A 26,002-nucleotide genomic window follows, 5' to 3' on the forward strand; every position below is an offset into this window, starting at 1 on the left:
GTCGGTTCATCGGTACGCGCGCTCAGACCACGCTCGCATACCGAGCCCCACCATCACTTCGTAGGCGATGCGGCGGCGCATCGGATTGTGCAGTCGGATTGCCGTAGAACCCAGAAACTCGGTTTCAATGTGATCGAACGTCTTTAGCTCGGGCGAAGTCTTGATCGTCTGCGCGTAAAATTCATGGAACGGCCGACGGCAAACGTAAGTCTTGTATTTCGTCAGGCAGAAGACGGAATAGCGACCGGCCTCTTCACGCAGGAAGTCGGTCACGCCAGCAGTAACCTCGGGCCAGGCCGGATTGAACGTGTCGTCGAAAACGATGATGCCATGCTCGGCAAGCGACGCGGCGGCCAGGCGGCTATCAGCCTCGACATGGGGCAGCATGTGGCCACCATCGATGCTGAAGAAGCGAATCAGGCCGGCCCGCTCGATCACGTCCGCAGGCCGAAGCAGCGTGCTATCGCTCTTGATGACACGCTCTTCATCTACGGAAAGCCCGAGTTGGCGGCCACCCGCCGCAAAACGTTCATACTGCGTAAGACTATGATCCGGTTTGACGATGTCGAACGGATCGATAGCCACGATCTTCTCTCTGTCTCCGCAGATCTTTCGCAGGAGGAAGTAGGATCGGCCGTAGTAAACACCTATCTCGGCCAAGCCGCCTTGCAGGGAAGCTGATTGCTGGGAGCGCAAAATAGCAAGAAAGACCAGCGCGTCCGGCGGATCAATGTATCCTTCAATCGCTTGAAGATCATGGAATATGAATTTTCTGACCGATGAATTCATGGCACCGCGCCTTCCGATGCATCAACAGCCCCCCCGAGAGAGACAATGTTTCGCAGAAGAAAGGAACATAAGTCAATTCTATTTAAGCTGGAGCGGCATATGTCTTTAGAGATGCATCAGGTTGCTTAAGCATCTGAAGTTTTGATGCAGAGAACTATTGAGAAATCCGCGCCGCCACTAAGCCGGCGGACAGTCAATCCGGCCGAAAAGCTTCGATCAATCAATTTGCTAATGCCATCGCTGACAAAATGATGCCCTCGCCGCTCGCCGGTCGTTTCTTTCTTTTTCTTGCCATCGACCTGTCCTAAGTCTCCTCTCCATCGAAACGAGAATTAAAGGTGGTGCATGGCAGGTGAAACGGTTCTGGTCGTGGGCGGCGCTGGGTATATTGGCTCGCACACGTGTCTCGATCTTGCGAACAAGGGCTTCAAACCGGTCGTTTTCGACAATTTCTCCAACGGTCATCGCGAATTTGTGAAATGGGGACCCGCAGAGGAAGGGGACATCCGGGATCGAGCCCGTCTCGACGAGGTCCTTGCCAAGCACAAACCAGCAGCCATCCTGCACTTTGCCGCCCTTATCGAGGTCGGTGAATCGGTCAAGGATCCGGTAGCCTTTTACGAAAACAACGTCATCGGCACATTGACCCTTTTGGCAGCCGCCCAGGCTGCTGGCGTGAAAGCGTTCGTGTTCTCGTCAACCTGCGCAACCTATGGCCTGCCGCAGAGTGTACCGCTGGACGAGACGCATCGCCAGGTGCCGATCAATCCCTACGGCCGCACGAAATACATCGTCGAGCAGGCGCTTGCCGACTATGACAAGTACACGGGCTTTCGATCGGTCGTGCTTCGCTACTTCAACGCAGCCGGCGCCGATTTCGAGGGTCGGATCGGCGAGTGGCACCAGCCTGAAACCCACGCCATACCGCTGGCGATCGACGCCGCACTGGGTCGCCGTGAAGGCTTCAAGGTCTTCGGCACCGATTACGAGACGCGTGACGGCACCTGCGTCCGCGACTACATCCACGTCCTCGATCTCGCCGACGCCCACGTTCGTGCCGTGGAACATCTGCTTCGGGGCGGGGAGTCGGTTGCCCTCAATCTCGGCACCGGCACGGGAACGACTGTTAAGGAGCTTCTTGGCACAATCGAGCGCGTCTCGGAGCGGCCGTTTCCGGTGGAATATGTCGGTCGTCGTGAAGGCGACTCGCACACGCTCGTTGCCAACAATGACAAGGCGCGGGAAATTCTCGGCTGGGCGCCGCAGTACGATCTATCTCAGATCATTCGGTCGGCGTGGAACTGGCACGCGAAATCAAATCAGCACTGAAATGCATCCATGATCGGTCGAAGACGTTACGTCAATCACCGCGCTCAGTCGGCGCGATGATTGACGTGCGTGGCCGCTCCTGATGCACGGCAACGCTGAAGGCAAGGCCTAGTCGGCACGAAACGAGTTAGGCGCGATGGCCCTCCGACCTATCCGCCGAGGCGTCCGAGGTAATCCATCTTGCCGACGGGTACGCCCTGGTTGCGCAGGATCGCGTGAGCCGTTGCAAGGTGGAAGAAGAAGTTCGGCAGTGCAAAGGTCAACACGTATTCGTCGCCGCGGAACGTGAGCTTATTGCCCCCTGGCGACAGAGTGACTTCCCGCGTTTCCGTCCCCTCGAGCGTGGCCGGCGCGACGGTAGCGAGATAGGCTTCCGTCTTGGCAACACGCTCACGCAACTCGGCGATCGTCGCCTCGTTGTCCTCAAATTTGGGCGCATCGCTGCCGGTCAGCCGCGCGATCGCCAGTTTGGCGCTATCGGTCGCGCGCTGATACTGACCCGAGAACGGCAACATGTCCGAAGTCAACCGCGCGGCAACGAGATCCGCGCCATCGATCCCTCTTTCTTTCGCGAAGTTCTCGGCTTTGTCGAGATAGGTCTTCAAGCTTTCAAGACCGTGCTGGAAGACGGGAACTGTCAATCGGTACATCGAAATAGGCATCGGTTTCTCCATGGTAGGCAGCGACCTGCTGCCGCTGGCGCATATAGTTCGCGCGGGAACGCTTTTCAGCGCCAGCCAAGGTGTCTTCGCGCGATTTTCGCGGTCGGTCCGGGACCCATCATTGAAATGGACTTGACGCCTTTATCAGAAAATGGAATGAATATTCCGTGATACACATTTTACGGTTCGTTTGTTCCGTTTCTTGACGGACTGCCAACGGGAGATGGCCCAACGAACATATACTGGCTTTCGGGCATGGCCCGGAGCTCCGGCGTGAGGAGGGTGCAGCCGGACACCGCTTTGTGGAGGAAAGAAAATGAAGAAATTTATCCTGGGCACTGCCATGGCGCTCGTCCTGTCGACGGCCGCTCACGCTGAAACGGTCGGCGTCTCTATGGCGCTCTTCGACGACAACTTCCTGACCGTTCTACGCAACGGCATGCAGGACTACGCCAAGACCATGAACGGCGTGACACTGCAGGTTGAAGACGCGCAGAACGACGTGGCCAAGCAGCAGAGCCAGATCCAGAACTTCATTGCGTCCAAGGTCGACGCGATCGTCGTCAACCCGGTTGATACCGACGCTACGGCGGCGATGTCGAAGATCGCAGCCGAAGCCGGCATTCCACTCGTCTACGTAAACCGCGAGCCGGTCAACGTTGACGCTCTTCCGGACAAGCAGGCTTTCGTTGCTTCGAATGAGCAGGAGTCCGGCACCCTCGAAGCCAAGGAAGTTTGCCGGCTGCTCGGTGGCAAGGGCAAGGCCGTTGTAATGATGGGTGAACTCTCCAACCAGGCTGCGCGCATGCGTACCAAGGACGTCCACGATGTCGTGGCGACCGATGAGTGCAAGGGCATCCAGATCATTGAAGAGCAGACGGCTAACTGGTCCCGTACCCAAGGTTCCGACCTTATGACCAACTGGCTTTCCAGCGGTCTCGAGTTCGATGCTGTCATCTCGAACAATGACGAAATGGCAATCGGCGCCATCCAGGCACTCAAGGCAGCCGGTAAGGATCTCAGCAAGATCGTCATCGGCGGTGTTGACGCCACCCAGGACGCACTCGCCGCCATGCAGGCAGGCGACCTCGACGTGACGGTCTTCCAGGATGCAGCAGGTCAGGGCAAGGGTGCGCTCGATGCAGCTCTGAAGCTGGCTAAGGGCGAAAAGGTGGAAAAGAAGGTCTATATTCCTTTCCAACTCGTCACGCCTGAGAACGTCAAGGACTTCGTCGCGAAGAACTAACGTTCAGAGAATCGGGATGCGGGCATGGTCCGCATCCCTTCCTTCAGTCCGTGTCCGGGAGGAAATGAGATGGTTGTCAGCCCGTCTACCATGGCCGCAGTGCGTCAAAGCGGCGTTGTTCCGAATGCGGAATACCTGCTGAGCGCCGAAGGCGTACGCAAGGAATTCCCCGGCGTCATCGCGCTTGATGACGTTCAGTTCCGGCTGAAGCGCGGTACCGTGCACGCCTTGATGGGCGAGAATGGCGCGGGCAAGTCGACCCTGATGAAAATCCTCGCTGGCATATACATCCCAGACAAGGGCGAAGTACGCCTCAAAGGCGTCGAGATTCAGCTGAAATCACCGCTCGATGCGCTGGAAAATGGCATCGCGATGATCCATCAGGAGCTGAACCTGATGCCCTTCATGACCGTTGCCGAGAACATCTGGATCCGGCGCGAGCCGAAGAACAAGTTCGGCTTTGTTGATCACGCAGCAATGTTCCGCCAGACGGACGAGCTGTTTCGACGGCTGAATATCGATATCGACCCGGAGATCCAGGTTCGCGATCTTTCGGTTGCCAACAGGCAGATGGTCGAAATTGCCAAGGCGGTTTCCTACAATTCCGACGTTCTGATTATGGACGAGCCGACATCGGCACTGACCGAGCGTGAGGTCGAGCATCTTTTCAGGATCATTCGCGACCTTCGCGCTCAAGGCATCGGCATCGTCTACATCACGCACAAGATGAACGAGCTGTTCGAGATTGCCGACGAGTTTTCGGTGTTCCGCGACGGGCGCTACATCGGCACCCATGCGTCGACAGACGTCACCCGCGACGACATCATCCGCATGATGGTCGGTCGCGAGATCACACAAATGTTCCCGAAGGAGGAGGTGCCGATCGGCGACGTCGTCCTTTCGGTCAAGAACCTCTCGCTGAACGATGTTTTCCGCGACGTCTCCTTTGACGTACGATCCGGCGAGATCCTCGGCGTTGCCGGACTTGTGGGATCCGGTCGATCGAATGTCGCCGAGACCTTGTTCGGCGTAACGCCGGCGACATCGGGCACCATCGAACTCTTCGGCAAGAAGACAGATATCGCATCGCCAACCGTCGCAATCCAGAACCGCATGGCGTTCCTGACCGAGGACCGCAAGGAAACGGGCTGTCTGCTGATCCTCAGCGTTCTCGAGAACATGCAGATCGCCGTTCTCCAGGACAAGTTCGTCAAGGGTGGCTTCGTGCAGGAGGGCTCGATCGAGGCAACCTGTGAAGACATGGCCAAGAAGCTTCGCGTCAAGACGCCAAACCTCGATGAGCGGGTGGAGAATCTGTCCGGTGGCAACCAGCAGAAGGTTCTGATCGGTCGCTGGCTGCTTACCAATCCGAAGATCCTCATTCTCGACGAGCCGACACGTGGCATCGATGTCGGCGCCAAGGCCGAGATCCATCGTCTTGTGTCGGAGATGGCGAGGAATGGAGTGGCAGTAATCATGATCTCGTCGGAAATGCCAGAAGTGCTCGGCATGAGCGACCGCATCATGGTGATGCATGAAGGACGCGTAACCGGTTTTCTCAATCGCGACGAAGCAACGCAGATCAAGGTGATGGAGCTTGCCGCGCAATGACGCGCGGGCTCCGGGAACCGAAGGGAGGATATCATGAATACCAACGCAGCTGAGGCGGCAGCCCCACTCGCAACGCGGGCGCGCAGACGACGCGTTCCGCCGGAGCTCAGTATTTTCCTCGTTCTGATTGGGATTGCGCTTGTCTACGAAGTTCTTGGCTGGATCTTTATCGGCCAGAGCTTCCTGTTCAATTCGCAGCGCCTGACGATCATGATCCTCCAGGTCTCCGTCATTGGCATCATCGCGGTGGGCGTGACGCAGGTCATCATCACCGGAGGCATCGACCTGTCGTCCGGCTCCGTCGTTGGCATGACGGCGATGATCGCGGCGAGCTTCGCGCAGGCGTCGACGTGGCCTCGGGCACTTTATCCGTCGTTGACCGACCTACCATTCTTCATTCCGATCGGCGTAGGTCTCCTGATTGGCCTGGCGGCCGGTTTCATCAACGGACAGCTGATCGCAAGAACCAAGATCCCACCGTTCATCGCGACGCTCGGCATGATGGTCTCTGCACGCGGCATTTCGAAGTGGTACACCAAAGGCCAGCCGGTTTCGGGGCTCACCGATCAATTCAATTTCATCGGCACCGGCATTTGGCCTGTGATCGTCTTCCTCGTCGTCGCGCTGATCTTCCATATCGCCCTGCGCTATACCCGCTACGGCAAATTCACCTATGCAATCGGCGCCAATCTTCAGGCAGCGCGCGTTTCCGGTATCAATATCGAGGCGCACCTCATCAAGGTTTACGCCATCGCTGGTCTCTTGGCAGGTCTTGCCGGCGTGGTCACCGCAGCCCGCGCTCAAACCGCGCAAGCAGGCATGGGTGTCATGTACGAATTGGACGCGATTGCTGCGACGGTCATCGGGGGCACGTCTCTGACAGGTGGCGTCGGTCGGATCACCGGCACGGTTATCGGCACGATCATCCTCGGCGTGATGACCTCAGGCTTTACCTTCCTCAGGGTTGATGCGTATTACCAGGAGATCGTCAAAGGGCTGATCATCGTGGCCGCTGTCGTGATCGACGTTTACCGGCAAAAGAAACGCGCGAAGCACTGACGAAAAGGACTCTGGAACGGGAGCCTCGGCTCCCGTTTTTCGTTTCCGCTAACCATTGCTACCGAACCGCAAAAATTCTGAAAAAAGGGGTAGCGTATTCCGCCAGCTTTTCTATTCTGCGCTCTTCATATCGCCCGCTCGGGCACACAGGAACGCAGATGCAATTCGTATTCGACGGCCATAACGACGTCCTTCTCCGGCTTTGGACACATGAACGGGATGGCGGCGATCCAATCGCTGAATTTTCAAACGGAACTGATCTAGGCCACATCGATGCTCCACGCGCCAAGGCTGGCGGTCTGGCCGGTGGCCTTTGTGCAATCTACGTTCCTTCCGGCGATCTCGTCTTCGCCGATCCCGACAAGAACGGTCATTACGTGACTCCCCTTGCCGCGCCGCTCGAGCCGCTTTCGTCGCTGAATATCGCGACGGAGATGGCCGCAATCGCGCTTCGCCTCGACCGCGCCGGCGCCTGGCGTCTTTGCCGCACGGTAAAGGACATCCGCAAAGCCATGGCCGACGGCGTCTTCGCCGCGGTGATGCACATGGAAGGCTGCGAGGCAATAGGCCCCGACCTGGCAGCGCTCGAAGTGTTCCATGCCGCCGGCCTGCGATCACTCGGCCCAGTATGGAGCCGCCACAATATCTTCGGCCACGGTGTGCCTTTCGCTTTCCCGATGTCGCCGGACACGGCCCCCGGCCTGACCGAAGCGGGCTTTGCCCTCGTGCGCGAATGCAACAGGCTTGGGATCATGATCGATCTGGCGCACATCACCGAGAAAGGCTTTTGGGATGTCGCAAAGACGACCGATCAGCCGCTCGTTGCTAGCCATTCGAACGCCCATGCACTGACACCGGTTGCCCGCAATCTCACCGACAAACAACTCGACGCCATCAGAGAAAGCCGCGGTCTCGTCGGCGTAAACTACGCGACTGCGATGCTGCGCAGCGACGGACGCTCCGACGGTGACACGCCACTGAGGGATATGGTGCGCCATATCGACTATCTGGTCGAGCGCGTCGGCATCGACTGCGTGGCGCTCGGTTCGGACTTTGACGGCGCGACAATTCCTGAAGAAATAGGGGATGCCGCAGGCAATCAGAAGCTCATTGCTGCCCTCCAGCGCGTTGGCTATGGTGCCCGAGATCTTGAAAAATTGGCCAGCGGGAACTGGCTGAGAATTCTGGCTTCGGCGTGGGGAGAACAGGACGCCTAAGCCTGCCGATTGCTTTGTGTTGAAATGGAAAACAGGGGAACAAAACCATGATAGTCAGCAAATTCAACCGCACCTTCCGCGCACTCTCTGCGGGGGCAGCGCTCTCGATCATGATGGCAGCCGCGCCGGTCGCCTTCGCAGAAACGCCGAAGGACACGCTGGTCGAAGGCTTCGCCATCGATGACATCATCACCATGGATCCGGGCGAAGCATTCGAGCTGTCGACGGCTGAGGTCACGAGCAACACCTACAGCCTGCTCGTCCGTCTCGATATGAGCGACACTTCGAAGGTAAAGGGTGACCTTGCTGAGAGCTGGACGGTTTCCGACGATGGCCTGACCTATACCTTCAAGCTGAAGCCCGGCATGAAATTCGCGTCCGGCAACCCGATCACGGCTGAAGACGTCGCGTGGTCGTTCGAACGGGCCGTCAAACTCGACAAGAGCCCGGCCTTCATCATCACCCAATTCGGCATCAACGGCGACAACGTCACCGAGAAGGCGAAGGCAACGGATGAAAGCACGTTCGTCTTCACCGTCGACAAGCCCTATGCGCCGAGCTTCGTGCTGAACTGCTTGACGGCAACTGTGGCATCCGTCGTCGACAAGAAGCTGGTCGTGGATCACGTCAAGTCCGTGACGCCGAGCGCCGACTACAAGTACGACAACGATTTCGGCAACGAGTGGCTGAAGACCGGCTATGCCGGCTCCGGCGCCTTCAAGCTCCGCGAATGGCGCGCCAATGAAGTCGTCGTGATGGAGCGCAACGACAACTATTACGGCGACAAGGCGAAACTCAACCGGGTTATCTATCGCTTCATGAAGGAAAGTTCGGCGCAGCGCCTGGCGCTCGAAGCCGGTGATATCGATATCGCGCGCAACCTAGAGCCCGGTGACCTCGATGCAGTCGTCAAGAATGCCGACCTGACGACTGTCAGCGCGCCGAAGGGCACTGTCTACTACGTCAGCCTCAATTCCAAGAACGAGAACCTGAAGAAGCCTGAGGTCCAGGAAGCCTTTAAGTATCTCGTCGACTACGATGCGATCGGCTCGACGCTCATCAAGGGCATCGGCGAAATCCACCAGACCTTCCTGCCGAAGGGCCAGCTCGGCGCGCTCGATGAAAACCCGTACAAGCTCGACGTCGCCAAGGCCAAGGAACTGCTTGCGAAGGCCGGCCTGAAGGACGGCTTCTCGGTAACGATGGACGTCCGCAATACGCAGCCGGTAACCGGTATTGCTGAATCCATGCAGCAGTCGCTCGCCCAGGCCGGCGTCAAGATGGAGATCATCCCCGGCGACGGCAAGCAGACCCTGACGAAGTTCCGCGCGCGCACCCACGACATGTACATCGGTCAGTGGGGTTCGGACTATTTCGACCCAAATTCGAACGCCGATACGTTCACCAGCAATCCGGACAACTCGGATGCCGGTACCGTCAAGACGCTCGCCTGGCGCAACACCTGGGAAGCGCCGGAACTCGACAAGGAAACGAAGGCCGCCCTGCTGGAACGTGATGGCGCCAAGCGCGCCGCCATGTACGAGGACGTTCAGAAGAAGTTTCTCGCAAACAGCCCGTTCGTGGTCATCTTCCAGCAGATCGAAGTCGCAGGCGCCCGCAAGAGCCTGAAGGACTTCAAGCTCGGCCCGAGCTTCGACACCAACTATGTCGGCCCGATCGGCAAGGAATGATCCGGCAGGATTGATCCGTGAGCATCGTTGAAACAAAGATGGAGGCACGGCCCAAACGGGGCCGTGCCGTTCCCATTGCCAAGGCGGTCGGGCGATTTCTTGTCGCCGCCGTCACGACTTATCTTGGCCTCCTGGCTGTAACCTTCTTCATCGGCCGCGTCGTACCGATCGATCCCGTCCTTGCCATCCTCGGTGATCGTGCGCCCACGCACGTCGTCGAGCGCGTTCGTCGCGAGCTTGGTTTCGACCTACCGCTCTACCAGCAGTTCTATATTTACCTGAAGAGCATCCTGTCGGGCGACTTCGGGACCTCCGTCCTGACCACCAATCCCGTCATGGTCGACATCAGGCGTGTGTTTCCCGCGACGATCGAGCTTGCGACGCTCGGGACCATTATCGGATCGGTCATCGGCGTGCCGCTTGGCGTGCTTGCTGCTGTTCGGCGCGGCAGCATTGCCGACCAGGTTGTCCGTGTGATTGGCCTGATCGGTTACTCCGTCCCGATCTTCTGGCTTGCGCTGATCTCGCTGGTGATTTTCTACGCCCAATTGCGATGGGTCGCCTTCCCGGGCCGCATCGACATCGTCTTCGAGTACAGTTTTACGCCCGTGACCGGCTTCTATCTAATCGACAGCGCCATGCAGGGGCAGTGGGACGTTTTCTATGACGTCTTCCGCCACATCATTCTGCCGGCCTCGCTGCTCGGATACTTCTCGCTTGCCTACATCAGCCGCATGACCCGCAGCTTCATGCTCAATGAACTCAGCCAGGAATATGTGGTTGCCGCGCGCGCCAAGGGGTTGTCCGAAACACGTGTGATCTGGGGCCATGCGTTGCGCAACGCCGCAGTGCCGCTCGTCACCGTCATCGCGCTCTCCTACGCCGGTCTGCTCGAGGGTTCGGTATTGACAGAGACAGTGTTCTCATGGCCGGGCATCGGACTCTACATCACCAATTCCCTTCAGAATGCCGACATGAACGCTGTTCTCGGTGGCACCATCGTCATCGGCACGGTTTTCATCGGCATCAATCTTCTGTCCGATCTTCTTTATCGGACACTCGACCCTAGGACGCGAAGCCGATGACGGTTCCCGCACATCAATCAGCGCCGATGAGCCGCCGCGAGTGGCTGCTTTCCGATCGGCCACAGTCGCGCAAACAGGCGCAATTGGGCCGAGCCTATGTGACATGGCGTCAGTTCACCGCAAACCGTCTGGCCGTCGTCGGATTGCTGATCATCATTGCCCTGCTGTTCGTGGCTGCCTTTGCAAACCTCCTAGCAACGCATTCGCCCATCGTTGGCGACCTGAAGAATGCGCGGCTGCTTCCGCCCGGCGCTGAGGGTTATTGGCTTGGTACCGACGACCAGGGCCGCGATATCTATTCACGCCTGATCTACGGCTCCCGCCTAACCCTGCTAGTCGTTGTTCTCGTCGCCGCCATCTCGGCGCCAATCGGTCTGATCGTCGGGACGGTGTCGGGTTATGCCGGCGGCTGGGTGGATGCGACGCTGATGCGCATAACCGATATCTTCCTGGCCTTCCCAAAGCTGGTTCTGGCGCTCGCCTTCGTTGCGGCACTCGGACCTGGGATCCAGAACGCCATCATCGCGATTGCGATCACCTCTTGGCCGCCCTACGCTCGGATTGCGCGCGCGGAGACGCTGACCGTCCGCCGCTCCGACTACATCTCCGCCGTCAAGCTGATGGGCGCATCGCCGCTGCGGATTGTGGTCCGGCATGTCATGCCGCTCTGCCTTTCCTCACTCATCGTGCGCGTCACGCTCGACATGGCTGGCATCATCTTGACGGCCGCTGGTCTCGGCTTCCTCGGCCTCGGCGCGCAGCCGCCGCTTCCTGAATGGGGCGCGATGATCGCCTCTGGCCGGCGCTTCATCCTCGACCAGTGGTGGGTGGCAGCCATGCCAGGTTTTGCGATCCTCATCGTCAGCCTCGGCTTCAACCTTCTCGGCGACGGCCTGCGCGACGCGCTCGACCCGAAGGAGAGCGGCCAATGACCGACCTCCTCACCGTTCAAAACCTCAAGGTTAGCTATCCCACGCGCACGGGCGTGATCGAAGCCGTTCGAGGCGTCTCGTTCACGCTTGGCAAGGAACGCCTCGGGATCGTCGGCGAATCCGGCTCAGGCAAGTCCCAGACGGGGCGCGCCATCATGGGTCTGACCCCAAAGCACGCCATTGTTTCGGCCGACAAGCTCGATTTCAATGGCATCGACCTTCTCAGCGCGTCCGCCAAACAGCGCCGGAAACTGCGCGGCAAACGTATCGCGATGGTCTTACAGGATCCGAAATATTCGCTCGATCCCGTCATGTCGATCGGCCGACAGATCTGCGAAACGCTGAGGACCCACGAAAACGTCGGCAAGGCGGAGGCGCGCGATCGCGCTCTCGCAATGCTCGAGGCCGTGCAGATCCGTGATCCAGGGCGGGTCTTCGACCTCTATCCGCACGAGGTCTCGGGCGGTATGGGTCAGCGCGCCATGATCGCCATGATGCTGATCGCCGATCCGGAGCTACTGATCGCCGACGAACCGACCTCCGCATTGGATGTCACGGTCCAGCTCGATGTTCTCAGGATCATGGACCGGCTCGTCTCGGAACGCGGCATGGGCCTGATCTTCGTATCCCACGACCTGCGCCTGGTCTCATCCTTCTGCGACCGCGTCATCGTCATGTATGCCGGCAAGGTCGTGGAGGAACTCAAGGCGTCCGAGCTCAAGAATGCGCGCCATCCCTACACGCAGGGCTTGTTGAACTGCATGCCCCAAATCGGCGAAAGCAGGCATCCGTTGCCGGTTCTGGATCGCAAGCCGGAGTGGGCCGCATGAGCGTTGCACTTTCAGTCGACAAGCTGAGCGTGATCTATGATCACTTCCACGCGCTGAGAGACGTCAGCGTCGATATCGAGTCCGGCGAGTCATTCGGTCTGGTCGGCGAGTCCGGATCGGGAAAATCGACGCTGCTTCGTGCCGTTGCCGGCCTGGCGCCGGTGGCAAGTGGCTCCATAAAGATCCATGGCGATCCTCTCGTCGGCGCCAAGCGATCCAAGACCTTTTACAGACAGGTGCAGATGGTCTTCCAGGATCCATACGGATCCCTGCACCCGCGCCAGACCATCGATCGCCTCCTGCTCGAGCCGCTGGCTATCCATGGCATCCGCGACAGCGACATGCGGATCGCCCGCGCTCTCGATGAGGTTGGACTTGGAAACGGTTTCCGCTTCCGTTACCCGCATCAGCTTTCCGGTGGCCAACGCCAACGCGTTGCGATTGCCCGGGCATTGATCGTCGAGCCGTCCATCCTCCTGCTTGATGAGCCGACCTCAGCCCTTGACGCTTCCGTGCAGGCCGAGGTTCTGAACCTCCTCGAACAGGTGCGGCGGGATCGCAAGCTGACCTTCGTTATGGTCAGCCATGATCTCGGCGTGGTTACCCATATGTGCGATCGCCTCGCTGTGATGCGCAATGGATCCGTCGTCGAACGATTAACATCCGCACAGCTGGCAGGGGCGGCCGTGTCCGAGGACTACACGCGAAATTTGATGGTGGCCAGCAAAGGTTTCGTCAAAGCGTGAAACGCAATCCTTTCAACGAATTGTTTTCGCTAGGGCTCGGCGAGCCTTAGCCTTAACGATCCGCTAAAACACGACCATTCAACTAGACTATTGACACCCGCCTTACTTCTGTCATGATCCCGTTAACGCCCGTTAATTTTCGTGATCATGGAGATCAAGCATGTTTTTTCTCGGCGGCATGACCATGGGATATCTGCACCCACCGGCCAAGACCGATAGAAAAGCTGCAGCTTCGACCTCGATTCCGGCGGAGAAAGACCGGCGGCTCCTCGAAAAACCGGAACCCAAAGGAAGCCCGCGCCAAGCGGTGGAAGATGACCGCTCCTTGCTCTGGGCCTGGCGGATTCTTGTCTAATTCCACCCAAAGGGGCGGATTTTTTAACACCCCCTAGCAGGACAGAATTTTATCTCTACCTATCAGATAGAGAAAATACGAAAACGCTCTAACAAAAAAGAACACGGAGAAACGGAGGCAACACATGGCAGACCTGGGTATCTCGCATGCTCATGTGAATCAGTATGGTTCCGTCCAAACCAAGAAGCCGGGCACGACCCGCAGCAAGATCCAACTTGCTATTAACGCAACGCTTGTCACGGCGGCATTTGTTTTCGTCGCAGCTCTCGTCTTTGGCGTCGTAGGCTAAGCCAGAGAATATATCGTAGTGGCACTTGAAGGCTGCCGCTGCGGAACTATCCGCTTAGCTGCTCATTCTCTCCGCACAGACATTGTGAAAAGGGAGAATGACGATGAAAGGCATTTTACTCTGGTTGATCGGCATTCCGATCCCGGTAATTATTCTGCTCTACCTCTTCCACGCATTCTAAAATTGCGATCGATTAGCGGTTATGGCAAGGCGCGTCACGGGCGCGCCTTTTCTTTTGGCTGGGGCGGTCTTGTAGCTTTGACGGAACCAATAGAGCGACCTCCCGTTAACTCCATCAGCTAAGACAAGGAGATCGCCATGCTTTATTATGCACTCGTATTTCTCGTTGTGGCGCTGATCGCCGGCGTATTGGGCTTTGGCGGCATTGCCGGCGCTTCCGCCTCGATCGCTCAGGTTCTTTTCTTCCTGTTCCTGATTCTGTTCGTCGTGTCTGTGGTCATGCGCCTCATGCGACGCACCTGACGAAAACCTATCTACAAAGTGAAAGCCGGCGCTTGCCCAAGCGCCGGTTTCCTTTTGTCGGTAGGTGCGATCCCACGTGCGGCCGAAATGCCTCCTTTGAAACATCTTGACTTGAATTATCGCAATGGTGTCCAACTTTCCCGGAATGGCTCCAAAAGGGTGGAGGGCACAACGGAGCCGTGTCGCGCGTCGCCCACACAGGTCCGCGTTTAAACCGTTTCGCATCGTTGGTTGATTACCGTTCCGATCTTGCTGTCCGGGATCTAGAAACCCCGGTGCTGTTCATGCGGCAGTCATATTCGGCAGTGCAAAAGGCAACGCAAAATCATCATAATTTTGTTTGGATCCAGAACCGAACCCATGAACATTTCCGCCACGTCTCCGAACCCGTCCCGCGAGCCCGAAACGAAGCAGATCGATCATAACGACTCGATCCGCTCAACTTACCTTTCCATCCAAGATATCAAGGCCATAGGCGCCTCTGTCGCTGCCCGCGGCATAGACTCGCTGCCGGCTTTTGCGCCCTTCGATTTTTTCGCGCGGCACAAGGAGAACGAAAAGGAGATCCTGCGGGTCTACCGCACCACGGCAACAGACGTGGAATCCGGTGAAACCATCACTCCGGCGGCGGAGTGGCTGCTCGACAACCACTACATTGTCGAGGAAGCAATCCAGGAAGTGCGTCGCGATTTCCCGCGTCGCTTCTACCGAGAGCTGCCGACGCTTGACGTCAACGGCGTACAAGTGCCGCGCACGCTCGCGCTTGCATGGCTCTATGTGGCCCACACCCACAGCACAATCTCGCAGGAAAGCCTCACAGCCCTCGTCGATGGATTTCAGCAGAGCGAGACACTGAAGATCGGTGAGCTTTGGGCGCTGCCGTCACTGGTCCGCTACGTTCTCGTGGAGAACCTGCGCCGCATCTCTATCCGTGTCGAACGCAGCCGCCGGATGCGCCGACGCGCCAATGAGGCTGCGGATGAGCTCGTGCGGCTGACGGACCCGACGAAGGCTGCCGAATATCTCAGGTCGCTGGAATCGCTTGCGGAAGACAACACCTTCGCGACGCAGTTCCTCTACCGCATGCGTGACGGCTCTCAGGCGTCCAGCGTGGCGATCGCCTGGCTCGACGAACGCCTTGAGGCACTCGGGCGCGATACCGAAGAAACGACAATGGCGGAGCACAGCCGCCTGTCCTCCGGCAACGTCACGATGGGCAACATCATTCGCAGTCTTCGCGAGATCGACGACACCGAATGGTCCGTCTGGGTGGAGCAGGTCAGCCACGTCGACAAGCTGCTTTGGGATCATTCCGATTATGGCGATCTCGATTCAGGCTCTCGCAACAAATACCGCAAGCAGATCGAAAAGCTTGCCAAGCGCTCGCCGCTGTCGGAAATGGAGATCGCCCAGCTGGCGCTCGATATGACCGAGGAGGCCAAGGCCTCCGACGAACCGCAGCAGCGTGAACCAAATGTCGGCGGTTTCCTGACCGGCGTGCAAAGACCCAAGCTGGAAGCGCGGTCAAACTATCGCCCGACTCTGACGCAGCATTTTGTTCGAACCGTTCGTCGGTTTAACTGGCTCTCAATCGCCGTTCCCGTGATCCTTCTGACCATCATCGCGATGGCGATCGTCGGGAGGTTCATGGCCAATGCGGGCATGGGTCCACTTGAGATCGCGATCCTGCTGATCATGTTCTCGCTTCCGGCCTCCGAAGGTGCGACCGGCCTCTTCAACACCGTGCTGTCGTTTTTCGTGACGCCGGCTCGACTGGTCGGTTACGAATTCAAGGAGGGCATCCCCGAGGAGGCCCGTACGCTTCTGGTCGTTCCGTGCTTGATCTCGAACCGTGACAGTGTTGACGAGCTGGTCCGCAATCTCGAGGTACACTACCTCGCCAACCCCCGCGGCGAGATCTACTTCGCGCTGCTCAGCGACTGGCCGGACAGCCAGGTCGAGGAAACGCCGGCCGACCTCGAAGTTCTAGACTATGCCCGTCGCGAGGTCGCGAACCTCTCAGCGCGCTATGCCTTTGATGGCAAGACGCGCTTTTACCTCTTGCATCGCCGCAGGCTCTACAATCCGTCCGAGGGCGCTTGGATGGGCTGGGAGCGCAAACGTGGCAAGCTGCACGAACTGAACCTTCTGCTTCGCGGTGATCGCGATACGACCTACCTTCCGGGCGCCAATGTCGTGCCGGCAAACATTCAGTACGTGATGACGCTCGATGCCGACACGCGCCTTATGCGTGACACGGTCACGAAGCTCGCCGGCAAGCTCTACCATCCGATCAACCGTCCCGTCATCAATCAGGCTACAGGGCGGGTCGAAAGCGGCTATGGCGTGCTGCAGCCACGTGTCACCCCGTCGCTGACGACAGGCAAGGACGCGTCGGTCTTCCAACGCGTCTTCTCGATCAACCGCGGCCTTGATCCCTACGTCTTCACCGTGTCCGACGTCTATCAGGACCTTGCGGGCGAGGGCACCTTCACCGGCAAGGGGCTCTACCAGGTGGATGCCTTCGAGGCATCTCTGAAAGGGCGAATTGACGAAAACTCGGTGCTCAGCCACGACCTCCTCGAAGGCTCGATGGCGCGCTGCGCGCTCGTCACCGACCTGGAACTGGTTGAAGATTTCCCGATCCGCTATGAAGTCGAAACCTCGCGTCAGCATCGCTGGGCGCGTGGCGACTGGCAGCTGCTGCCGTATATGTTCAACCCGAAGCATGGTGTGACCGGGCTCGGCCGTTGGAAGATGTTTGACAATTTACGCCGCTCGCTGACGCCCATCGCCTGGTTTTTCGCCTCCGTGCTCGGCTGGTACTTCATGAGCCCGCTTGGCGCGCTCGTGTGGCAGATTCTCTTGATTTTCTGCCTCTTTGTCGCCCCGACCCTGTCGCTTATTCACGGCATCATTCCGCGCAGCAGCGATGTGGTCGCAAGCGCTCACCTTTATACCGTTTGGTCCGACATTCGTGCGGCCAATGCCCAAGTCGCCTTGCGGATCATCTTCATCGCCGATTCCGCATGCATGATGGCCGACGCTATCGGCCGCTCGCTCTATCGCCTGTTTTTCAGCCACAGGCTGATGCTGCAGTGGCGCACGGCGGCGAGCGTCCAAGCGGGCAAGCAGGGAACGATCCTGTCTTACTACCGGGCCATGTGGCACGCACCAGTATTGGCCTTGTTTGCGCTCGGCTTCGCGGCGCTCTCCGGTGACAATGCATATCTCGTCGGCGTCCCTTTCGCTTGCCTGTGGATCCTCTCGCCGTTGGTCGCCTACTATGTCAGCCAGTCGGCCGAGACCGAAGACCGACTTGAAGTTGCGGAATCTGTCTCCACCGAGCTTCGCAAGATCGCCCGCCGCACTTGGCGGTATTTCGAGACGTTTACGACCGCCGAGCAGAATTATTTGCCCCCGGACAACGTCCAGGAAACGCCGCATGTGATTGTGGCCACACGCACGTCTCCGACGAACATCGGCGTCTACCTGCTGTCCGTTGTATCCGGCCGCCAATTCGGATGGTTCTCCTTCGAAGAAACGATCGAACGGCTTGAGCAGACCATCGCAACGATCGACAAGATGGAAAAATTCCGCGGCCATCTCTTCAACTGGTATCACACCGATACGCTCCAGACGCTCGGACCGCGTTACGTTTCAGCGGTGGACAGCGGCAACCTTGCCGGCCACTTGATCGCGATTTCGTCCGCCTGCCGCGACTGGGCAGAAGCGCCGTCGGCCCACATGCAGGGCAACCTCGACGGCGTCGGCGATACGGCGGGTATTCTTGCCGAGGGGCTGTCGGAGCTGCCGGATGATCGCAAGACAGTTCGTCCGCTGCGCCGCCGCCTCGAGGAACGCATCATCGGCTTCCAGAATGCGCTAGCCGCGGTCAAACGCGAACATGAATTCGCATCGATCCGCATCATCAACCTCGCCGTCCTGGCGCGCGACATTCAGAAACTTGCCGCTAACCTCGACCATGAGGTGAAGTCCCCGTTGAGCGCGGAAGTCACGCGCTGGGCGGAATCGCTGGTTAAGGTCTGCGAAGCCCATATCTCCGACAGCACCTTCGATCTGTCCAACATCGACGCGCTACGGCCTCGCCTGATTGCGCTGCGCGACAAGGCCCGCGACCTCGCCTTCTCGATGGACTTCGGCTTCTTGTTCCGACCTGAGCGTCGCCTGCTTTCGATCGGCTATCGCGTCGAAAGCGCCGAGCTGGATCAGGCCTGCTACGACCTGCTGGCGTCGGAATGCCGCCTCACCAGCTTGTTCGGCATCGCGAAGGGCGATCTGCCCACGGAGCATTGGTACCGTCTCGGCCGCCAGGTCGTTCCGGTTGGCTCGCGCGGCGCGCTTGTCTCCTGGTCCGGTTCGATGTTCGAATACCTCATGCCCCCGCTCGTCATGCAGGAGCGTGGCGGAGGCATCCTCAACCAGACCAATAATCTCGTTGTTGTGGAGCAGATGAATCATGCCCGCAAGCTGGGCATCCCGTGGGGTATTTCGGAAGCGGCCTTCAATGCGCGCGACCATAACCTCAACTACCAGTACACGAATTTCGGCGTCCCATCGCTCGGTCTGAAGCGCGGCCTCGGCCACAACGCGGTCATCGCGCCGTATGCTTCGATCCTTGCCAGCCAGTACGACCCTGACGCGGCACTTGAAAACCTACAGCGCCTGCGCAAGCTCGGCGCGCTCGGCAAGTTCGGCTACCACGACGCCGTCGACTTTACGCCGACCCGCGTGCCGGAAGGCAAGACTTGCGCGGTCGTCTATAACTACTATGCTCACCACCATGGCATGTCGATCGCTGCAGTCGCGAACGTCGCCTTCAATGGTCACCTGCGCGAACTCTTCCACTCGGATCCAGTGATCGAAGCTGCCGAGCTCCTTCTCCAAGAGAAGGCACCGCGGGATATTCCGGTCATGAGCGGCAAACACGAATCCGACACCCCCGCTAGCATTCAGGACGATCTGTTGCGCCCTGAACTACGCAAAATCTATGATCCCGCGTCGCGTGATCGCGAGCTGGTCTTCCTCTCGAACGGCCACTACTCGTTGATGCTGACCGCGACAGGCGCCGGCTATTCGCGGTGGAACGGCCAATCGGTCGCCCGTTGGAAAGCTGATCCGACCGAGGATCGCTGGGGCACCTTCCTCTTCCTTCGCGATACGGCGACCAACGAATGGTGGTCGGCAACCACGGAGCCGAAGAGTGTCGAAGGCGAAGAGGTCAAGGTTCTCTTCGCCGACGAAAAGGCGGAGTTCACCAAGACGGTCGGCGACATCACGAGCGAAGTCGAATGCATTGTCGCCACCGAGCATGACGCCGAAGCGCGGCGCCTGACCCTTGTCAATTCCGGGACGGAGGATCGATTTATCGAAGTGACCTCCTATCTCGAGCCCGTTCTCGCGACGGACGACGTCGACAACGCCCATCCGGCATTCGCGCGCATGTTCGTCAAGACGGAGGTCGGAAAGCGCGGTGACGTTATCCGCGTCGAGCGCAACAAGCGCGATCCGAACGAGCCGAACATGGCCGTTGCTCACCTTATCGTCGACACCTCCGGCTCGACGCGCGAGACTGAGTTCGAAACGGACCGCCGCAAGTTCCTCGGCCGCGGTCGCAGCCTCGCGAATGCTGCCGCCTTCGACCCGGGTGCGACCCTTTCCGGCACGGATGGCTTCACCCTCGATCCGGTTCTCTCGCTTCGCCGTACGGTCCGTGTGCCCCCCGGCAAGAAGGTCAGCGTTATCTTCTGGACCATTGCTGCGCCGAGCCGCAACGAGGTTGACCAGGCAGTCAATCGCTATCGGCATGCTGACGCCTTCAACCACGAACTGGTCCAGGCATGGACCCGCACGCAGGTGCAGATGCGCCATGTCGGCGTGACATCGCAGCAGGCCGCGGCCTTTCAGCATCTTGGCCGTCACCTTGTATATCCGGACATGCACCTGCGCGCCGATGCCGCCGCAGTCGCAGCCGGCATGCAATCGCAGTCATCGCTTTGGCCGCTCGCGATTTCGGGCGACTTCCCGATCTTCACGCTGCGCGTCACCGACGACATGGACCTCGACGTCGTCAGGGAAGCCCTGCTTGCGCAAGAATACCTACGCTCGCGCGGCGTCACTGCCGATCTGGTCATCATGAACGAACGTGCATCGTCTTATGCCCAGGACATGCAGCATGCCGTCGACCAGATGGCCGAAAACGTCCGCCGCATGGGCCAGGCCGATGGTTTGCGTCAGCATATCTTCACGGTGCGCAAGGACTTGATGGAAGAAGCGACGTATCACGCCCTCATCTCCGCCTCGCGTGTCACCTTCCACGCCAAGAACGGCAAGATTCTTGACCAGATCAACCGTGCCGTCGCGTTGTTTGCTCCGTCCAAGGAAGAACAGCAGGAACTGGAGCGTGCCGATCGGGCAAAGGCGCCCGTCAAGCGGGCTGCGCCGACGCCCGCCCCACGTCCGTCAAAGGTCGTAATCGAGGAGCAAGGCGATCTCAATTTCTGGAACGGCATCGGCGGCTTCGCTGTCGATGGTCGCGAGTATGTCGTGCGTCTTCCCGGTGGCCACGCGACGCCTCAGCCTTGGATCAATGTGATCTCGAATGAAAAATTCGGCTTCCATGTATCTGCAGAAGGCGCAGGGTTCACGTGGAGTGTAAACTCGCGCGATTATCAGCTGACGTCGTGGTCGAATGACGCGGTCATAAACCGGCCGGGTGAGGCGATCTACGTTGTCGATCGCGAGAGTGGAGCGGTTTTGACACCGTTTGCGAGCCTCTCGGAACGGCAGGATATTCGCTTCGAAGCACGGCATGGCCTGGGCTATTCCGTATTCTCGAGCGTCCAGAATGAAATCGCGCTTGAGGTCACGCAAACCGTCGATCGGGAAAAACCGGTCAAGCTTCAGAGAATCCGGCTACGCAACACTGGCACCAAGCCGAGGAAGCTGCGGCTCTACGGCTATGTCGAGTGGATTCTCGGCAACAATGCACAAAAGTCGGCGCCGTTCATCCTCTCGGAGCACGACGCGGAGACGGGTGCGCTGTTTGCCAGCAACAACTACAGCATCGACTACTCCGGTCGCACCGCCTTCTTTGTGGCGAGCGAAAAGCCGTCGAGCTTTACCGCCAGCCGTCGGGAATTCATCGGCAAGACAGGCACGATCCAGGCACCGCACGCTGTGAGCTCTGCCGCCCTCCTTTCCGGCGCCACCGAGCTCGACGGCGATCCGGCAGCGGTGCTAGCGATCGATATCGAGATCGCGCCGGGCGAGGAGCGGGATGTCTGCTTCTTCCTCGGCGAAACCAAGACGAGGGCCGAGGCGAGCGCGGTAATCAACGATATCCGCAAGGTCGCCTTCGACGACGTAGTCCAGGCAAATCGCGGCTTCTGGCAGCATTTCACTGGAAAGCTGCAGGTTTCCACGCCTGATCAGAGCATGAACAACCTGATCAACACCTGGTTACCTTACCAGAGCCTCGGTTGCCGCATCATGGCGCGCACGGCCTTCTATCAGGCCAGCGGTGCCTTTGGTTTCCGCGATCAGCTCCAGGATACGCTGGCTTTCATTGTGCACGAGCCGTCGATCGCCCGGAAGCAGATCCTGAACGCCGCCTCGCGACAATTCCGCGAGGGAGATGTGCAGCACTGGTGGCTGCCCGGTACCGGCGCAGGCGTCCGAACGCTCATTTCGGACGACGTTGTCTGGCTCGCCTATGCGATTCACCACTACTGCAGCGTTACGGGCGACAAGAGCGTCCTCGACGAACAGCTCGCCTTCCTGGAAGGTCCGGCACTTCTCGAGGGCCAGCATGACTCGTTCTATTTGCCTGAGGTGTCCGACGACACCGTCAGCGTTTACGAACATGCCGCCATCGCGCTTGATCTTGCCATCGCCCGGAAGGGCAAGAACGGTCTGCCGCTGTTCCTCGGCGGGGACTGGAACGACGGCATGAACCGCGTCGGCATCGGCGGACAGGGTACGAGTGTCTGGCTCGGCTGGTTCCTGGCCGGCGCGCTGCGCTCCTTCACTGCCTATGCCCAAGAGCGCGGCGACACGGCACGTGTCGAGCGGTGGACAAGGCACCTCACCGAGCTCAAGGCTGCGCTTGAAACCGTTGCCTGGGATGGCAGCTATTACCGGCGTGGTACCTTTGACGACGGCAGCCTCCTTGGCTCAAAGGAGAGCCTGGAGTGCCAGATCGATTCGATTGCCCAATCCTGGAGCGTGCTCTCCGGGGAGGGAGATCCGGCGCACGCAGCAAAGGCAATGAACTCAGTGCTGGACAAGCTGGTCGATCCTGAAGCGCGGATCATCCGGCTCTTCACCCCGCCCTTTGCTAACTCGGCTAAGGACCCCGGCTATATCAAAGCCTATCCGCCAGGTGTTCGTGAAAACGGCGGCCAATACACCCATGCCGCGACCTGGGTGGTGATGGCTCTGGCCGAGCTTGGCCGCGGCGATGAGGCCTTGCGTTGCTTTGAACTCCTCAATCCGATCAGCCATGCGCGGGATCCGGCCTCGGCAGAACGCTACCGCGTCGAACCTTACATCATTGCCGCTGACGTCTACGGCGAAGGCTCCCTCACAGGACGCGGCGGCTGGACATGGTATACCGGCTCCGCAGGCTGGCTCTACCGTGCGGTGACCGAGGGGATCCTCGGTATCCGGATAAAGGACAGCCGCTTGCATGTGCGTCCGGCCTTGCCGAGCACTTGGGATGGCTTCTCTGCGGAGATCGAACATTTAGGTGCTAAATATCTCATTTCGGTCTCAAAATCGTCCCAACCAAGGGGCTACGATGTGACCATCAACGGACGCGAAGTCACCGATCCCGGTGAGGGATATCCGGTCGGATAACAGCATTCTTCCACGCTAATCATCCGGCGATTCGTTGCGGCCAAAAGGGAACCCTTTTGGCCGCAACTGCGTTTGCAAATCGTAAAGCAGGAGAAGTCCATGGCCGTAGCGCTTGAAGGAAAGATCAGCGCCAAGCAAATTTCTGTGTCGGTAGCGACGCCGAAACGTGACACCAGATTGGACGTTCTGCGCGGCCTCGCGCTCATCACGATTTTTATCAATCATGTCCCAGGGCAGATTTTTGAGAATCTCACAACCAAGAATTTTGGATTTTCCGATGCAGCCGAAGGCTTCGTCCTAATCTCGGGGATTGCGGTCGGCCTGGCCTATGGATCGCGCTTTCAACCGGCCACCTGGTGGCAGACGGCGATGAAGGCCACGAAGCGATCGTTTACACTTTACCTGGCTCACATGATTACGACGTTCATGACGCTGGCTCTTTTTCTGACCGGCGCTTGGATCTTCCATCGGCCTGGGCTTCTGTGTGAGATCAACATCCTTGCCGTTCTCACCAATCTGAAGGCCGGCATTCCCTCGCTGCTACTGCTTGGGCACCAGATCGGCTACAACAATATTCTCCCGATGTATGGCGCACTGATGTTGATGGTGCCGGTCATACTGTTGCTCAATGCCGTAAGCCCGCTCCTTGCGCTTGCCGTTTCGGGCGCCGTATGGCTGGTTGCCGGCGTCTACGAAATTGCTCCTCACAACATGCTGATTGAGGGCTATTGGTTCCTTAACCCGTTGTCCTGGCAATTCCTCTTCACCATCGGCATTGTCGGAATGATGCATGTGCGCCGCGGCGGCAAACTGCCGCAACATCCCGTTCTCTTTGGACTTGCGGCCGCCTATGTCACCTTGTCCTTTGCCTGGGTTGTCGGTCAACTCTGGAGTTTCGGAATTGCGCTGGCGTCGTTCGGGTTGCCGCCGGTGCTGACGGGCTTCGACAAAACATTCCTGTCGCTGCCGAGGCTGCTGCACGTCCTGGCACTCACCTATCTCGTCCTCAATATTCCAGCGATCTCGCGCTTGCTTCGCAGGTCCACGGACAACCCGCTGACCATTCTTGGTCGCCATTCGCTCAGCATTTTTGTCGCCGGCACGATTTTGGCGATGGTGGGTCAGGTGGTGCTCTACATCAACAACCACGATCGCATCGTCGGCCCGATCTTTGTGGTGATCGGCATCGCTGTCCAGTTTGCCTATGCCTATCATCTTGAGCGTAAGCGGAAATTGGAGGCCGGGAGCCACAGGCGGTTGCCCGACCGAGGTTTCGTTCCGGTTCCCGCGCACGTCGATCGTTCTAGGGATCGGCGTTAGGAGGCGAGACGCTTTCGGCGGTTCGACGCTCCCAGCCCGCTATCCTGCTGCGTACTCCAATTGCAAAAACCTTGACTCCTGTGGAAAACCTTTTAAGAGCAACGGCGGAAAAGGAATATCCATGGTTCGCCACGAACACGCCATTGCTGCATGCAATGACCGGGCACTTAGTGCCGGGATGGATATTGCCGTTCCGGTTTCTTCCAAAACCAAGGCCAAAACGACGACGAAAACCGTCTAACGTCTCTGGCCTGCCGCTCTCTCCCCGGCTCGGCTGGGGACAAGGAAGACGCGATGTTTTCGCGCTTCCCCCCTCACCGGACAAGAGGAGAGAAGAGAAAGAGAGCTTGAGAAATGGGTTTTAAAGTTGCAGTTGCGGGAGCGACCGGAAATGTCGGTCGGGAAATGCTCAACATCCTCTCCGAGCGCGGTTTCCCTGCCGATGAAGTCGTAGCACTTGCGTCCGCGCGCTCGCAGGGCACGGAAGTGTCCTACGGCGACAAGACGCTGAAGGTCGCAAATCTCGAGAATTACGATTTCTCCGACACCGATATCTGCCTGATGTCGGCAGGCGGCGAGGTCTCCAAGAAGTGGTCTCCCAAGATCGGCGCACAGGGTTGCGTTGTCATCGACAACTCCTCGGCATGGCGCTACGACGCGGACGTACCGCTGATCGTTCCGGAAGTGAACCCGGACGCCGTTACCCAGTTCACCAAGCGCAATATCATCGCCAACCCGAATTGCTCGACTGCACAGCTCGTCGTTGCTCTCAAGCCGCTGCACGACTTCGCCAAGATCAAGCGCGTCGTTGTTTCGACCTATCAATCGGTTTCCGGCGCCGGCAAGGATGGTATGGACGAGCTGTTCAACCAGACCCGCGCCGTCTTCGTAGCGGATCCGATCGAGAACAAGAAGTTCACGAAGCGTATTGCCTTCAACGTCATTCCGCACATCGATAGCTTCATGGAAGACGGCTACACGAAGGAAGAGTGGAAGGTTCTCGCCGAAACCAAGAAGATGCTCGATCCGAAGATCAAGGTGACCTGCACGGCAGTTCGCGTTCCGGTCTTCATTGGCCACTCCGAGTCGGTCAACATCGAGTTCGAGAACGAAATCACTGCCGATCAGGCACGCGATATCCTGCGCGAAGCTCCGGGCTGCCTCGTCATCGACAAGCGCGAGAACGGTGGCTACATCACGCCATACGAGTCTGCCGGAGAAGACGCGACCTACATCTCGCGCATCCGCGAAGATGCGACGGTCGAGAACGGCCTGAACATGTGGGTGGTTTCCGACAACCTTCGCAAGGGGGCTGCGCTCAACGCGATCCAGATCGCCGAGCTTCTCATCAATCGCGGACTTGTGAAGCCACGCAAGAAGGCAGCCTAACCAACTGTTAACTGTGATTTGTTAAGTCCCGCTTATTAAGGTAGGGCTTGCTGGGCGCGGGTTTGCCGTTTTCGGCCTCCCGCGCTTGC

At 58.8% G+C, this 26,002-nt stretch carries 18 protein-coding genes and 1 pseudogene; 17 read left to right on the forward strand and 2 right to left on the reverse strand.

Going from position 1 to position 26,002, the window contains the following annotated elements; genetic code table 11:
• Window positions 1-6: 6 nt before the first annotated feature.
• Window positions 7-789, reverse strand: a complete 783-nt coding sequence (locus FHX16_RS08300; protein ID WP_183754961.1) for a class I SAM-dependent methyltransferase — start codon at window positions 787-789, stop codon at window positions 7-9.
• A gap of 345 nt (window positions 790-1,134) precedes the next feature.
• On the opposite strand from FHX16_RS08300, the gene galE reads away from it, so the two are divergent.
• Window positions 1,135-2,118, forward strand: a complete 984-nt coding sequence (galE, locus tag FHX16_RS08305; RefSeq protein ID WP_016556808.1) for a UDP-glucose 4-epimerase GalE — start codon at window positions 1,135-1,137, stop codon at window positions 2,116-2,118.
• Between the two features lie 149 nt (window positions 2,119-2,267).
• On the opposite strand, the gene FHX16_RS08310 is transcribed toward galE, so the two are convergent.
• The gene (locus FHX16_RS08310) at window positions 2,268-2,780 is read right to left on the reverse strand and encodes a DUF1993 family protein (RefSeq protein ID WP_183864365.1); all 513 of its coding nucleotides are present in this window, start codon (window positions 2,778-2,780) and stop codon (window positions 2,268-2,270) included.
• 316 nt (window positions 2,781-3,096) lie between these two features.
• Here FHX16_RS08310 and FHX16_RS08315 point away from each other — a divergent pair, with 316 nt between their 5' ends.
• The 16 genes and pseudogenes from FHX16_RS08315 to FHX16_RS08390 all read left to right on the forward strand — a co-directional run bounded on the left by FHX16_RS08315 (window position 3,097) and on the right by FHX16_RS08390 (window position 25,913).
• A complete protein-coding gene (locus FHX16_RS08315) occupies window positions 3,097-4,026 on the forward strand; it encodes a sugar ABC transporter substrate-binding protein (RefSeq protein WP_183754957.1) in 930 nt (309 codons plus the stop codon).
• A 69-nt stretch (window positions 4,027-4,095) separates the two neighbouring features.
• Entirely contained in the window at window positions 4,096-5,637 is a 1,542-nt protein-coding gene (locus FHX16_RS08320) for a sugar ABC transporter ATP-binding protein (protein WP_183864366.1), read from the forward strand.
• Window positions 5,638-5,670: 33 nt separating this feature from the next.
• The gene (locus FHX16_RS08325; protein WP_016556812.1) at window positions 5,671-6,696 is read left to right on the forward strand and encodes an ABC transporter permease; all 1,026 of its coding nucleotides are present in this window, start codon (window positions 5,671-5,673) and stop codon (window positions 6,694-6,696) included.
• Between the two features lie 158 nt (window positions 6,697-6,854).
• Window positions 6,855-7,913 (forward strand): dipeptidase, encoded by a 1,059-nt coding sequence (locus FHX16_RS08330; protein ID WP_183864367.1) that lies wholly within the window; start codon window positions 6,855-6,857, stop codon window positions 7,911-7,913.
• Between the two features lie 47 nt (window positions 7,914-7,960).
• Window positions 7,961-9,604, forward strand: a complete 1,644-nt coding sequence (locus tag FHX16_RS08335; RefSeq protein ID WP_183864368.1) for an ABC transporter substrate-binding protein — start codon at window positions 7,961-7,963, stop codon at window positions 9,602-9,604.
• A gap of 17 nt (window positions 9,605-9,621) precedes the next feature.
• Complete coding sequence (locus FHX16_RS08340; protein ID WP_183754949.1) at window positions 9,622-10,689, forward strand: ABC transporter permease; 1,068 nt, start codon at window positions 9,622-9,624, stop codon at window positions 10,687-10,689.
• The gene (locus tag FHX16_RS08345; protein ID WP_183754948.1) at window positions 10,686-11,621 is read left to right on the forward strand and encodes an ABC transporter permease; all 936 of its coding nucleotides are present in this window, start codon (window positions 10,686-10,688) and stop codon (window positions 11,619-11,621) included. Before FHX16_RS08340 ends, FHX16_RS08345 begins: the two co-directional genes overlap by 4 nt.
• A complete protein-coding gene (locus FHX16_RS08350) occupies window positions 11,618-12,451 on the forward strand; it encodes an ABC transporter ATP-binding protein (protein WP_259126945.1) in 834 nt (277 codons plus the stop codon). Before FHX16_RS08345 ends, FHX16_RS08350 begins: the two co-directional genes overlap by 4 nt.
• Window positions 12,448-13,197 carry an ABC transporter ATP-binding protein gene (locus tag FHX16_RS08355; protein WP_183864370.1) on the forward strand — a complete coding sequence of 250 codons (750 nt, stop codon included), beginning with the start codon at window positions 12,448-12,450 and terminating at the stop codon, window positions 13,195-13,197. Before FHX16_RS08350 ends, FHX16_RS08355 begins: the two co-directional genes overlap by 4 nt.
• A gap of 160 nt (window positions 13,198-13,357) precedes the next feature.
• A complete protein-coding gene (locus tag FHX16_RS08360; RefSeq protein ID WP_183754942.1) occupies window positions 13,358-13,552 on the forward strand; it encodes a hypothetical protein in 195 nt (64 codons plus the stop codon).
• Window positions 13,553-13,676: 124 nt separating this feature from the next.
• A complete protein-coding gene (locus tag FHX16_RS08365; RefSeq protein WP_016556820.1) occupies window positions 13,677-13,841 on the forward strand; it encodes a hypothetical protein in 165 nt (54 codons plus the stop codon).
• A gap of 318 nt (window positions 13,842-14,159) precedes the next feature.
• Entirely contained in the window at window positions 14,160-14,324 is a 165-nt protein-coding gene (locus tag FHX16_RS08370; protein ID WP_016556821.1) for a DUF1328 domain-containing protein, read from the forward strand.
• Window positions 14,325-14,684: 360 nt separating this feature from the next.
• Window positions 14,685-23,204 (forward strand): GH36-type glycosyl hydrolase domain-containing protein, encoded by an 8,520-nt coding sequence (locus FHX16_RS08375; protein WP_259126946.1) that lies wholly within the window; start codon window positions 14,685-14,687, stop codon window positions 23,202-23,204.
• 99 nt (window positions 23,205-23,303) lie between these two features.
• The gene (locus FHX16_RS08380; RefSeq protein WP_183864372.1) at window positions 23,304-24,524 is read left to right on the forward strand and encodes an OpgC family protein; all 1,221 of its coding nucleotides are present in this window, start codon (window positions 23,304-23,306) and stop codon (window positions 24,522-24,524) included.
• Between the two features lie 55 nt (window positions 24,525-24,579).
• Window positions 24,580-24,765 (forward strand): annotated as a pseudogene (locus tag FHX16_RS08385) (hypothetical protein); the annotation flags it as partial.
• A gap of 113 nt (window positions 24,766-24,878) precedes the next feature.
• A complete protein-coding gene (locus FHX16_RS08390) occupies window positions 24,879-25,913 on the forward strand; it encodes an aspartate-semialdehyde dehydrogenase (protein ID WP_183754936.1) in 1,035 nt (344 codons plus the stop codon).
• Window positions 25,914-26,002: the final 89 nt, after the last annotated feature.

This window comes from Rhizobium sp. BK661 (assembly GCF_024808825.1).
Lineage (GTDB): Bacteria > Pseudomonadota > Alphaproteobacteria > Rhizobiales > Rhizobiaceae > Rhizobium.